This window comes from Phormidesmis priestleyi ULC007, assembly GCF_003003695.1.
Taxonomy (GTDB): domain Bacteria; phylum Cyanobacteriota; class Cyanobacteriia; order Leptolyngbyales; family Leptolyngbyaceae; genus Phormidesmis_A; species Phormidesmis_A priestleyi_A.
The window spans coordinates 1-10849 of sequence record NZ_PVWG01000077.1 but is presented as its reverse complement, the minus strand read 5'-3'; the positions used below and the strand labels follow the sequence as shown (position 1 = coordinate 10849).

The 10849-nt window shown below is 49.0% G+C and carries 12 protein-coding genes; 5 read left to right on the top strand and 7 right to left on the bottom strand.

The genetic code is table 11. The features are described from left to right. The 5 genes from C7B65_RS25915 to C7B65_RS25895 form a co-directional block, all read left to right on the top strand. The coding region (locus C7B65_RS25915; RefSeq protein WP_280523201.1) for a transposase family protein at nucleotides 1-325 on the top strand (325 nt) is incomplete at its 5' end. Continuing rightward, nucleotides 291-986, top strand: a complete 696-nt coding sequence (locus C7B65_RS25910) for a restriction endonuclease subunit S (protein WP_083583266.1) — start codon at nucleotides 291-293, stop codon at nucleotides 984-986. The genes C7B65_RS25915 and C7B65_RS25910, both read left to right, overlap by 35 nt. Before the next feature lie 15 nt (nucleotides 987-1001). After that, nucleotides 1002-1268, top strand: coding sequence for a type II toxin-antitoxin system Phd/YefM family antitoxin (locus C7B65_RS25905; RefSeq protein ID WP_073075250.1), 267 nt, complete (start codon nucleotides 1002-1004; stop codon nucleotides 1266-1268). Further along, nucleotides 1204-1695: a type II toxin-antitoxin system VapC family toxin gene (locus tag C7B65_RS25900; RefSeq protein WP_223257527.1), complete on the top strand. Its 492-nt coding sequence runs from the start codon at nucleotides 1204-1206 to the stop codon at nucleotides 1693-1695. Before C7B65_RS25905 ends, C7B65_RS25900 begins: the two co-directional genes overlap by 65 nt. A gap of 61 nt (nucleotides 1696-1756) precedes the next feature. Then, nucleotides 1757-2575, top strand: a complete 819-nt coding sequence (locus C7B65_RS25895; RefSeq protein ID WP_073075252.1) for an N-6 DNA methylase — start codon at nucleotides 1757-1759, stop codon at nucleotides 2573-2575. A 55-nt stretch (nucleotides 2576-2630) separates the two neighbouring features. Here C7B65_RS25895 and C7B65_RS25890 read toward each other — a convergent pair whose 3' ends face one another. The 7 genes from C7B65_RS25890 to C7B65_RS25860 all read right to left on the bottom strand — a co-directional run bounded on the left by C7B65_RS25890 (nucleotide 2631) and on the right by C7B65_RS25860 (nucleotide 10829). Continuing rightward, a complete protein-coding gene (locus C7B65_RS25890; protein ID WP_073075253.1) occupies nucleotides 2631-3113 on the bottom strand; it encodes a DUF1016 domain-containing protein in 483 nt (160 codons plus the stop codon). Between the two features lie 90 nt (nucleotides 3114-3203). Further along, nucleotides 3204-5006, bottom strand: coding sequence for a reverse transcriptase/maturase family protein (locus C7B65_RS25885; RefSeq protein ID WP_073075254.1), 1803 nt, complete (start codon nucleotides 5004-5006; stop codon nucleotides 3204-3206). A 486-nt stretch (nucleotides 5007-5492) separates the two neighbouring features. Next, a complete protein-coding gene (locus C7B65_RS25880; protein ID WP_073075255.1) occupies nucleotides 5493-6119 on the bottom strand; it encodes a DUF1016 N-terminal domain-containing protein in 627 nt (208 codons plus the stop codon). Between the two features lie 142 nt (nucleotides 6120-6261). Further along, nucleotides 6262-7170, bottom strand: a complete 909-nt coding sequence (locus tag C7B65_RS25875) for a ParB/RepB/Spo0J family partition protein (RefSeq protein WP_073075256.1) — start codon at nucleotides 7168-7170, stop codon at nucleotides 6262-6264. Further along, complete coding sequence (locus tag C7B65_RS25870; RefSeq protein WP_073075257.1) at nucleotides 7167-7922, bottom strand: ParA family protein; 756 nt, start codon at nucleotides 7920-7922, stop codon at nucleotides 7167-7169. Before C7B65_RS25870 ends, C7B65_RS25875 begins: the two co-directional genes overlap by 4 nt. A gap of 195 nt (nucleotides 7923-8117) precedes the next feature. Next, nucleotides 8118-8363 carry a type II toxin-antitoxin system ParD family antitoxin gene (locus C7B65_RS25865; RefSeq protein ID WP_073075258.1) on the bottom strand — a complete coding sequence of 82 codons (246 nt, stop codon included), beginning with the start codon at nucleotides 8361-8363 and terminating at the stop codon, nucleotides 8118-8120. A 165-nt stretch (nucleotides 8364-8528) separates the two neighbouring features. Next, complete coding sequence (locus C7B65_RS25860; RefSeq protein WP_143162127.1) at nucleotides 8529-10829, bottom strand: plasmid replication protein, CyRepA1 family; 2301 nt, start codon at nucleotides 10827-10829, stop codon at nucleotides 8529-8531. Between the last annotated feature and the right edge of the window lie 20 nt (nucleotides 10830-10849).

The window sequence follows — 10849 nt, the reverse complement described above, 5'->3', positions numbered from 1 at the left end:
GCGATTGCTGGACGAAGCAGAAATCGTTGGGGCACTTCCGACTGAGATTGCGATTGAAGTAGACCTGGGGTTTCAAGGATTGCAAAAGGAGTATGACAATATCCAGATTGGGTATAAGAAGCCCAGAGGAGGCAGCTTAACTCAGGATCAAAAGGACTTTAACCGGGAGTTGAGTCGGAGCCGAGTCGTCTGTGAGAATGCCTTTGCGGGAGTCAAGCGCTACGGGGCAGTGAGTGCGATTTACAGGAATCGTGTGGCTAATTTCGACGACCATCTGATGCTCACAGCGACTGGGTTATGGAACTTCTACCTCATGGCTGCTTAACGGGAGGCAAAGAGGAGCAAACCCTGTCCACAAAAGCATTTTATTTCACAACAAGTCTATTGGAAATGGGGTTTTTATTCCTAGAAACAAGATATTTGTCTCAGAAGAGAAGGCAGAAGAGCTTGACTCCTTTGGGGTTACAGGTGGTGATATTATCATTTCTCGTTCTGGAACAGTAGGCGAAATTTGTTGCGTTCCAGAGGGGAGAGGTTTATCTCTTATTTCAACTAATCTCATGAGATTATCGCTTGATCAAAGGGTTGTTAACTCAAGATTCTTTGTTTATTTGTTTCAAGGCGGTGGAACTGTTAAAGAACAAGTCAAAGAATTATGTAAAGGATCAACTAGAGACTTTCTAAATCAGAACATTCTAAAGTCAATCAAGTTTCCGCTTCCTTCTTTTGAAGAGCAAGAAGAAATCGTTCAAGAAATTGAATCGCGTCTCTCCATCTGCGATCAACTCGAATCTACCATCATTGAAAACCTGCAAAAAGCTGAAGCATTGCGGCAGAGCATCCTAAAGCAAGCCTTTGAAGGCAAACTCGTTCCGCAAGACCCCAATGATGAGCCAGCCGAGAAGCTGCTAGAGCGAATTAAAGCAGAACGGCAAGAAAAGCGATCGCCCCAAACTTCAAAACAGTTGAAAATAAAAGGCATATAGCCGAAGGAGAACAGCATGAGTTGGAAAATCGAAGAGGCACGGCAGCACTTTAACGATCTAATCCAGGCAGTTGAGAAAGAGCCACAAATGATCTATCGCCAAAATCAATTAGTCGCAGTCGTGGTTGAGGCTGAAGCGTTCCAAAAATTTATGCAATGGCAGCAGCAGCAAAGTCAGCGCCCCCTAGCTCAAGCCTTTGCCGAACTTCGCCAGCTTTGTGCAGAAGAAAACTACACCCTGGAAATACCTAACCGCAGCGATCGCCCAAACCCCTTTGCTTGAGCCATCCATGACCATACTCTGTGATACCAACATTCTGAGTGAGCTGGCTCGTTCTCGTCCTCACCCTAACGTGCTTGCCTGGAGTGAACCAATCATCGAAATTTCCCTCAGCGTCGTCACGCTAGAAGAAATCGCCTATGGGCTAGCAGCCAAGCCCAACACCCGCATTCAAAGTTGGTTCGAGCAATTTCTCCAAATCAACTGCCACATTTTGCCCATTACGGAGGAGATCGCTCATCGGGCTGGCATTTTGCGCGGCACATTACAAACCCAAGGCAAACCTCGAACTCAGGCAGATATGCTCATTGCAGCAACCGCTCAAATTCATCAACTCGTTTTAGTGAGACGCAATATCCGCGACTTTGAAGATTGTGGCATTTCCTTGGTTAATCCTTTCGAGGATCGTAATTCTGATCGGCGAGGGTAGAGGAAGCTGGTTAGACAAAAGGCTGCTGTTTGATATGAGTTCTCTGATTTAGGAAATAGTGATGAGTACACAAGCGATCGTTTCTAAAGTTTGGAGCTTCTGCAACACCTTCCGCGATGACGGCGTAGGCTATAGCGACTACCTAGAGCAGTTGACCTACCTGCTGTTCCTCAAAATGGCAGACGAATATAGCCGCCCGCCCTACAAACGCCCCACCGGAATTCCGATGGAATACGACTGGAGCAGTCTCACCACCAAACGCGGCGCAGACCTCGAACTCCATTACCTCAAAATCCTCCAGGAACTCGCTAGAGAAAAAGGCATCCTGGGGCAAATCTTCACCGTAGTCTTGCCCGATAACGTTCTGTTTGAAGGCGGAGCCGGAGAGAAAGTCCGTAAGAAGCTTTTGGAAAAAACAGATTTACATACGATCCTGCGGTTGCCCACTGGGGTTTTCTACAAACAGGGCGTAAAAGCCAACGTCCTCTTCTTCGACAACAAGCCCGCCGCCAAAGATTCCTGGACAAAGGAAGTCTGGTACTACGATTTCCGTACCAATGTCCACTTCACCTTGAAGAAAAATCCGATGCAGAAGGCAAACTTGCAGGATTTCATCAATTGCTACAGCCCGCAGAATCGCGCTCAACGTCAGCCTACCTGGTCAGAAACTAACCCAGAAGGTCGTTGGCGCAAATTCACTTACGACGAACTAATCAGCAGAGATAAGACTAGCCTGGACATCTTCTGGCTGAAAGACAACAGCTTGACTGATCTAGATAACCTGCCTGATCCAGACGTGTTAGCGACCGAGATCATTGAGAACCTAGCGGCTGGATTAGAAAATTTCAAGGCGATCGCTGCAACCTTAAACCAAAGTTAAGGGCATTGAGCTAAATCGTTTAACGGAAGGGCAAAGCGGCACTAGCTGTGTCGGTTTATCCTTCCGTTTCATTGGCTATGGGTATCTCTAACACCTGCTGTAACTGCTCGACTGTCGGTAATTCCGATTGAATCTCTAGTGGTAGGTCGCCTAATTGATAGGTGCTGACTCCGATCGCTCGATTCAAGTTTGCCAAAGCGTAATCTGCAATTAATCGGTCCTTCGATTTACACAAAATGATGCCGACCGAGGGGCGATCGTCTGAGTGCTTCACTTGGGCATCCAGTGCTGACAAGTAAAAATTCATTTTGCCCGCATCTTCCGGTTTGAACTCTCCAATCTTTAGGTCGATTACCACCAGACAACGCAGTCGGTAGTGATAAAACAAGAGGTCGAGGAAAAAATCTTGATCGCTGACCCGCAGCGGATACTCGCTGCCCATGAAGGCAAAGCCATTGCCCAGCTCTACCAAAAAATCTCGCAGCTTTTCCAGCAGTGCATTTTGCAGATCGCGCTCTTTTGCGCCCTGTTTCAGCATCAAGAAGTAGGGTAGGACGCTGACGAGGTGGCGTTTGCGGCTCCTTTTCCATCGTCCCCCCTCCGAACCGGACGTGCGGCTTTCACCGCATCACGGCTCTCCAGTCGCTCGTTCCGTCTGACCTCGTAGCGGTCTACCCGCATGAAGGTCGTCATGGCATTTTCGACACAACACTAAGGTCTTTCGTTGTCGCGATGCCATTAGATACATCCAATCGGGTTTCGATTTGCGTCCTGCCGAGTTTAGATCGGCAAGCTTGCGAATATGATGGACTTCGATGTTTTGCACCGAGCCACATACCTCGCAGGTATCTGCTAGCAGTCGTTGTAACAGTTCAGTTCGACCGAGTGAGTGCCGAGCCAAAGCTTGGTCTTGGATCGTTGCCGTCGAATTGACCTTGAGCGGAATTCCACCAAAACGAGCAATCAAGGGCGGCTTGTCTGCTCGTGGAACGGTAATTTCCAAACACGTTCTCCATCCCTCAGCAGTTTTGATTTTGGCACGATATTTGTGTGCCATCTTCGCCACCGATGATTTGTGCTTGTGTGCCAATGTCTTCAGTAAGGAGGTTCGCATCACCCAATGAAGCTGATTGAGCCAAGCAACGTTATCTGCCAATTGATAGTACTGGACATAGCCTCGGTACTCCGATTGATATTGGCTGATAATGCTGTAGTCCGTGTTGTGCGTTCGTTCCATTCGATGGATAGGCTTTCCTCGTTTCATATAGAACCGACAGCGGTCTTGTAGGAAAGATACAGGCATTCTGAGCGCGATCCCGCCGTTGAGCGAGCGGCGGTTAGTCGTGATCTTAGAATCACACTGCGTAATCGAAATGTCGTATCCGAGGAAGCGGGCGGGTTCGCTGTGGGCATGAGTGATCAAAGTCTTGGCATCGGACAATTCCAACTTGAGTTCCTCGCGTAGGAAAGTCCTGAGTCGTTCCTTGATCGCTTCTGCCTCTTGCTTTGATCCGGCAAAGCCGAGGAGAAAATCGTCGGCATATCTCACGTAGCGCAACCGTCGATAATTGGGATCGTTCGGGTCGTTGGCTGGAATGCTTCGACGAAGCTGTTCCAGGTTGTGAGCGGCTTCGACTTGTCCCTGTCGTCTCAGGTAGTAGGCGCGATTGGAGAGTTTGTCATAAACCGGATTGTGCGCTCGTCGTTGCCCTTTTGTGTACGCTGGAATCAGCGTTTGTTCGACAAACTGATCCAGTTTGTTCAGGTAGAGATTGGAAAGGATGGGGTTCAGAATTGACCCTTGCGGTGTCCCGCTGAGAGTAGGAGTGTGCCGTCCATTTTCCATATATCCCGTCCGCAACAGATTTCGGATCAGTCGCAGAAAACGGTTGTCTGGGATATCCGCTTGCAGAATCTTCAACAGAATTTCTGAATCAATGCTGTCGAAGCAGCTTTGGATGTCCCCTTCGATGAACCATTTGGTTCCATGCCACATTCGTTTGATGGTCGTCAAGGCTGTGTGGCAACCCCGTCCTGGGCGGAAGCCGTGGGAGGAGTCGGAGAATTGAGGTTCATAGTAGGCTTCTAGGAGGGAACGAATCACCTCCTGGAGCAACTTGTCAGACCAGGATGGAAGTCCTAATGGACGAGTTTTACCATTCTTTTTCGGAATGTAGACTCGTCGAACCGGAGTCCAACGATATCGCTCATATCGAATCGCTTCGATGATGGCGTTAATCTTGCCCAGTGACATGCCATCCACCGTTTCCGCTGTGACTCCCTTTGTCAGTGCGCCTTTGTTGCGATAGATTCGCCCATAAGCGCGGAGGTAGAGTTGGGGATTGTACAGTTGTCGATAAAGGTCTCTTAACGGTGAACGATAGTGACCTCGCTCACGGATGATGTCTAAAACAGTTTCGGCTTCACGCATCTCGCGCACCTCTCTGTGTTGTTCATCGAGTCACCTGCCTCCCTTCGCCATGTAAACGGTTTTCCCGTTCGCCGACTACTATGGAGGCTCCGTTGCCAGAGTGAAAGATTCACTCTTAGTTGAAGGAACTCACCCCTCAACCTGTTAGGACTCGCGTCCCGTAGGCAATCCCGCGCTTTTCTGGAATGACACGTCCGAGTGAAGGTTAGGTACTCCGTTCGTTCCCTTAGTTCAGGTCATCCCTGAACACTCTGATTCCTGGGAGTTCCAAATGTCTTCGACTTGAACATCTGGATGAACCAGCGTCGGTATCAAATGCCGTTCCGACGAGACTACCCTTGGTCTAGTTGGGACTAGAGTTCAAGCAAGGCAGCTTTTACCTTGCTTCACAAGCTTTGCGGTGCAGTGGTTTGGGCATTTTATCTCCGCTCACCGCTTTACCAATATGCTGCTTTCCCCTTTGCTTTTCAGCGCCAGGTAGATTGGTCAGCTTAGACACCACCTCCCAAGTGTTCTCTTGGCTGTGCCAAGGATGTCATTCCAAATGTCACGGCGCACGTCTAAGATGTATGGATCTTTCAGTGCCTGCTCTACTAGCTCAGACTGCGGACTTGGTAGAGTCTGCCCAAAATTATGGCTTTTGGTCTGTCTAACCTGACGGATGTAGAGTTTGCTCTCAATCTGGTGGATCAGAACATTTCTGCTCCAGCCTTGCTCCAGCGTTTGTTGCAGATACCATTCTCGTTCTGCCGGGTCTTTCACCTTCTCTAGCAGCACTGTATTGTGCCCCCAAGGAATCTTTGCCACAAGCTGTGGCACATTCTCGCCTTGCTCACGATAGGAGAGATAGAGCGATCGCATCCGATAAAGGTTGCGCCGGGAGAAGCCCTCTAAATCGGGCATTTCCCGCTTTAGGTCACGCTCCAACTGAGTGATCACAGCATCGCCCCAACCCGCCGTTTCTTGCCGATTGACAATCTGTTGCCCAATTTCCCAGTACAAACCAATCAGCTCCCGGCTGACAGCTAAAATTGCTCTCGTTTGCCGTGCCTGAATCTTGGCTTTCAGATCTCGTAGAAATTCTGGGTAATCACTGGGTAGTAACGCACTCATGTTTTAAAGCTCATCTCTCCATCAGAGAGAATCATACACTGAGGTAACGGCTCTACATTCCTCTGGAAACACAATTAGCAAAGACAGCAAAACTTACAGATTTTAGTTGGGAGATGAGGACTACTAAAGGTTCATCATCCCTCTAAGTTTCAACCAGAGATTCTAAATCCTGCAATAGCTTCTCTAAGCGTTTTTGCTTTTTAGGATCAGTCAGTCCCTTTAATTGACGGGAAATTAAGACCAGTCGATCGCTCATCGTCGGCAGCTCTGGTTTCGAGACGACTGTTAATTCTTTAATTTGTTGCTTAATCTGAGTCAGAGATAGAGACTGCTCGATCGCAGTCTGCAATAGATGCTGCCGCTGATGCTCATCTTTCACTCTGGAGATCGCTCTTGCTTTAGTATATTCCAGCTTGCCCTGCCGAATCGAATCCAGAATCTCTGAGGGTAGATTGAGTAAAGGCAGCCTGGACGTTCGGAAGCTTTCGGGGGTCAGGTTGATCGTCGATTCTAGAATATTGGCGATTGCTTCTACCTGTCGGGAAACGTTTCCCGATGGATCAATTCCCTTCTTTTGAGCCGTCGCCATCTGAGTCAAGGCTTCTGAGATCTCCTCTCGGCTACAGCCCACCGTCAGCGTCAGTAGTTCTAGAACGCCTTCAGTTTCTTCAATAGGGTTGAGATCTTCGCGCTGCAAATTCTCAACCAGGGCAAGCTGGACAGCTTCTTGATCCGATAGCTCTCGGACGGTGATGGGAACAGTTTCTAAACCGCCTGCTTTAGCCGCTCTATATCGTCGCTCTCCCGCAACGAGTTCATATTCTCCTTGCTGAAGTGGACGCACTAATAGCGGTTCTAATACGCCATGCTGCTTGATAGAGTCCGTTAGCTGCTGTAACTTTTCCGGATCAAAGTAGCGTCGGGGCTGATGAGAAGGAAGACGGATTTTAGAGATTGAGACCGTGTTTATTGAAGCTGCTGCTTCAACAGGCGCACTTAGAAAAGCACTGACCCCCCGCATTTGAGGCACTACTGATCGATTCTTATTCATAGCAATGTCTCCACACCGTCAGCTATAGATTCCAGGATCTTCACGGCACTGTGATTCGGACTATATAGTGCCAAGGGTAAATGCTCCATTGAAGCGTCCGCAAAAGCAGTCGCACGAGGGATAGGGGGATAGATAGTCGTGATCGCCGCTAACTGTTCTTGAATCGCACTCAAAATCGATTTGTCTTGGGCATTAGCTGAGGCATAAATCGTTGGGACAATACCCGCAATTTTTAGATCGGGGTTAACCTGATCCTGCACCTGCTTCACGCTATCTAGCAGCAACTCGGTGCCTTTGTAGCTCTTGTATTGCGTTTGAATTGGAATCAGAACGTGGGTAGAGGCAACCAAGCTCAGGACGCTCAAGACACCCAGGCTAGGTGGCGCATCAATCAAAACAAAGTCATACTTCGCTTGAATAGGTTCTAGGATTCTTTTCAATCGCCATTCTCGCGCCATCGCAGAAACAAGACGCATCTCGACAGCGCTGAGGGTAATGTTGGAAGGCAGCAAATCCATCTGATGAACATTCTGGTGCATCGCTAAAGGCGCGTTATCCAAAATAGAATCCGCGATCGTTTGTTCTAAATCTGCTGGCTCTAACCCCATGAAAACAGTCAAACTTGCTTGGGGGTCCATATCAATCAGCAACACAGATCGACCATGCAGCGCTAGATGATATCCCAAGTTCATCGTCAGGGAAGTTTTCATCACGCCGCCGGACTGATTGTAAATCGTGATGACTCGAACCAATGCTCTCAGCCCAGTAACAACAATCCAAAGTGTATGAGATTAACGAGCACTCTGCTCAATCAATTTCGCTAATCCACCCGTTCCACAATAAGTTTTCTAGTCTTGAATGATGTTCAGGCTGACAAAGTTCGTTTTTCCTGCCTTTGGTTGCTCATGACTAGTCAATTTTCGTTTTTATCATCGAGATTGACAAGCTTAGTCAATCTCTTCCAACAGTTCTTGAGTTACTTCTTCCCCATCGAAGACTTCTCCCCGATCGCTCTGCTCAATGCCAATCGCAATTTCTTTGCGGAGAGTATCGATTCTGATCTCCCTCAGTCGATCTCGATCATCTAACAGGCGCAGAGCTTCTCGGACGACTTCACTAGCAGAAAGACAACTTCCAGTCTTGACCTTTGCTTGGACAAACTGTTCCAGTTCGGGCGTGAGGGAAACGTTCATCGTTAAAGCCTGTGAGTTAATAGGTTAAGAGGACTGCTTTAATTTTGCTGCAATAACAAATAATGTCAGAGCTTGTTATTCAGATCTCCAGCGTGAAATCGTTGAACGATAGCAGATATCCCAGCAAAGTTTTAAGAGTGGGGATTTTAGCCCCAGCCGTTAAGCTCAAGCCGGTGGGGTGACTAACTCCAACTCACCGAGATTAGTTATCCATTCCATGCTTGGGCTAGTTCCGCTAAAGATTCTAGCAGTAGCTGTACCGAGCGATCTTACGACCCACTCCCCAGATCTATTGAACCAGCGAACGAGCGCACCAGTCGTGAGTCCCAAACAGCTCATCATTTGCCGCCGCAACTCATCCGACATCAAAGACAACAGGTGAGATCGCTGCAACGAATTCCACGTCTTCCAAAGCGCTTGAACCAACGCCTGTTGTTGAAGCTCCACTGCCTGTGCCAAAATCTCCAGCCCATCCGCTAGATCATTTTGAGGTAAATCTTGTGACTCACGCTTGGTAGTCACAACCTCCCCTTTATTTAAATACTTATCAGAAGTGACCCCTGTGACTACCGAAGTCGAATGTGCTTCGACTGTCTTCTGGTCTTGCGATTCACGCTTAGAGCGACGGTAGGCTAGCACCTCTTGAGCAGTCGTCCACTGCTCAGGGGCGAGATGATAGACACGCACCTGGTCGCCGCGAGATCCCTCACGGCGATCGCACACCAGCCGCAGCCCGATTTGCTCTAATAGCTGCTGCAAGATTTGAATCGGAGTGGCATTGCGACGGATGGTGACTCCTAAGAAATCTTTGATGATCAGGGCATTACGCTGTGCCTGCTTTTGCAACTCCAGCAAGTCTGAGTCAGCATTACGAAACTCTCGATCGGGCTTGAGAAACTGGTGTAGTCCTAGCTCCCGGCGCAGCGACCAAGAAACAGAGTCATTGCGCCAATCCAGGGAATGAAAAATCTCCCGTTCCATTGTGTCTTTCTCGGCAACTAACGCTGGGGGAAAGTAGATACGTTTGCCGTTTAGGGTTCTGACCTCAGAAGGGTTTTCTAGGAGCGCTTCCAGCAGCGTGAACTGGCGGATCGTGCGTCCGCCTCTGTCCAGTTCAATCAGTTCTGCGTCTACCGTCTTGCCCCAGGAAGTTTCAATTCGATGACGCTCTAGATGATAGTGGTCCTGCAACGTTGGACGCTCTTTAGCTTCTAGTTGACGTGCTTCGGTTGCGGAGATCGGTGCAGCGTTGCAGATGCCCTGGCTATGAACCTGCCGATTGGTATCGCGGGCAGCTTTCAACTCGCTTTTCGTTTCCCAATCAGTCTCCTCACTCAGCGTTGTTAAATGGTGTCCTTGTGCCTCAATCAAAAAGCGGACATCCCCCCGTAAATTATTGAGTGACTCGTTCCGCCGCGCTTGAATAGCTGCCCAAGCATCCCAAGCGAATTCATCTGCCACCGTCTTTTCCCCGCTGCCTTGGACAATCTTAAGCAAGAAGCCGCACAGGTCATTTTCCTGAAGTTTGTTGCGTTTGATTCGCTCCGCACTAATGGGGCGGTAACCCCCAATCGGATTAGAACCAACCCAGACATGCCAGTCCACTTTGAGACGGTAGCGGTTGAGTGCCTGAATGCAGTCCGTTCCAGCTAGCGACCCCCCGACAAAGACCCCAAATACTTTGTCGAAGTGAGGGGTGTCGATGCTCACACCAGTGTTGACTGAGGGCGAGTAGATCAGGCAGTCGATGCCGTCAAGCTTGCCAGGAGCATTGATGTTCTCAATCAGCGATCGCATCCCCGACTCGTTCGAGTTCTCTGAGTTGATGCAGATAATCCGTTTTTCTGGGAATAAGGTCTGGAGGGCTTCATAGAGATCTTTGGAAAACTCCAAGCCGTCACAAGCGACAATCACGCGATCGCCCAAAAATAGCGAGGCTTTAATTTGGCGCACGATGCCAGAGCGATCGCTGCCTTCATGCCAGAAAACGCGTCGATCGCCATTCTGGTAGCGGTTGCGAATCACAAACGGCGACTCGGTGGGATCGGGTCGCATCGCCAGAATGAATTTCAGCGAGACATCGGATAGGTGCGCGTCGCTCAGGACAACGCACCGAGCAGAGTAGGTAAAGTATTTGAGGGATTGCAGAATGGCATGACGATGTTCTTTGCAGGTGCTCGAACATAGCAAGTGAGCGATAAACTGCTCACACTCGTCTAAGAAAATATAGTCGTAAGTATTGCCCTCGGTTTTGAGTTTATGCAAAGAGTCAGCGGTGAGCGACAGCCACTGCTCATGCCACATATTCCAGCCATGATCGGAGTAGATGGCGGTTCCCAGACGAGTAGATAGGTTACGGAGTAAAGCAATTCGGTGTCCTAAGTTGAGAATGCGAGCGTGGGGATGAGCGGGAGCATCCCACCTTTGCGATGAGTATTCATACTCAGTGCCAACCTCGCCATTCAATTGGACAATCTAATAGAAGT

What these genes read in the sequence shown, in the direction of transcription:
- C7B65_RS25865 (WP_073075258.1), bottom strand. Translation starts at nt 8,363, where the DNA reads ATGAACGTTTCCCTCACGCCCGAACTGGAACAGTTTGTCCAAGCAAAG.
- C7B65_RS25875 (WP_073075256.1), bottom strand. Translation starts at nt 7,170, where the DNA reads ATGAATAAGAATCGATCAGTAGTGCCTCAAATGCGGGGGGTCAGTGCT.
- C7B65_RS25885 (WP_073075254.1), bottom strand. Translation starts at nt 5,006, where the DNA reads ATGCGTGAAGCCGAAACTGTTTTAGACATCATCCGTGAGCGAGGTCAC.
- C7B65_RS25895 (WP_073075252.1), top strand. Translation starts at nt 1,757, where the DNA reads ATGAGTACACAAGCGATCGTTTCTAAAGTTTGGAGCTTCTGCAACACC.
- C7B65_RS25905 (WP_073075250.1), top strand. Translation starts at nt 1,002, where the DNA reads ATGAGTTGGAAAATCGAAGAGGCACGGCAGCACTTTAACGATCTAATC.
- C7B65_RS25880 (WP_073075255.1), bottom strand. Translation starts at nt 6,119, where the DNA reads ATGAGTGCGTTACTACCCAGTGATTACCCAGAATTTCTACGAGATCTG.
- C7B65_RS25890 (WP_073075253.1), bottom strand. Translation starts at nt 3,113, where the DNA reads ATGCTGAAACAGGGCGCAAAAGAGCGCGATCTGCAAAATGCACTGCTG.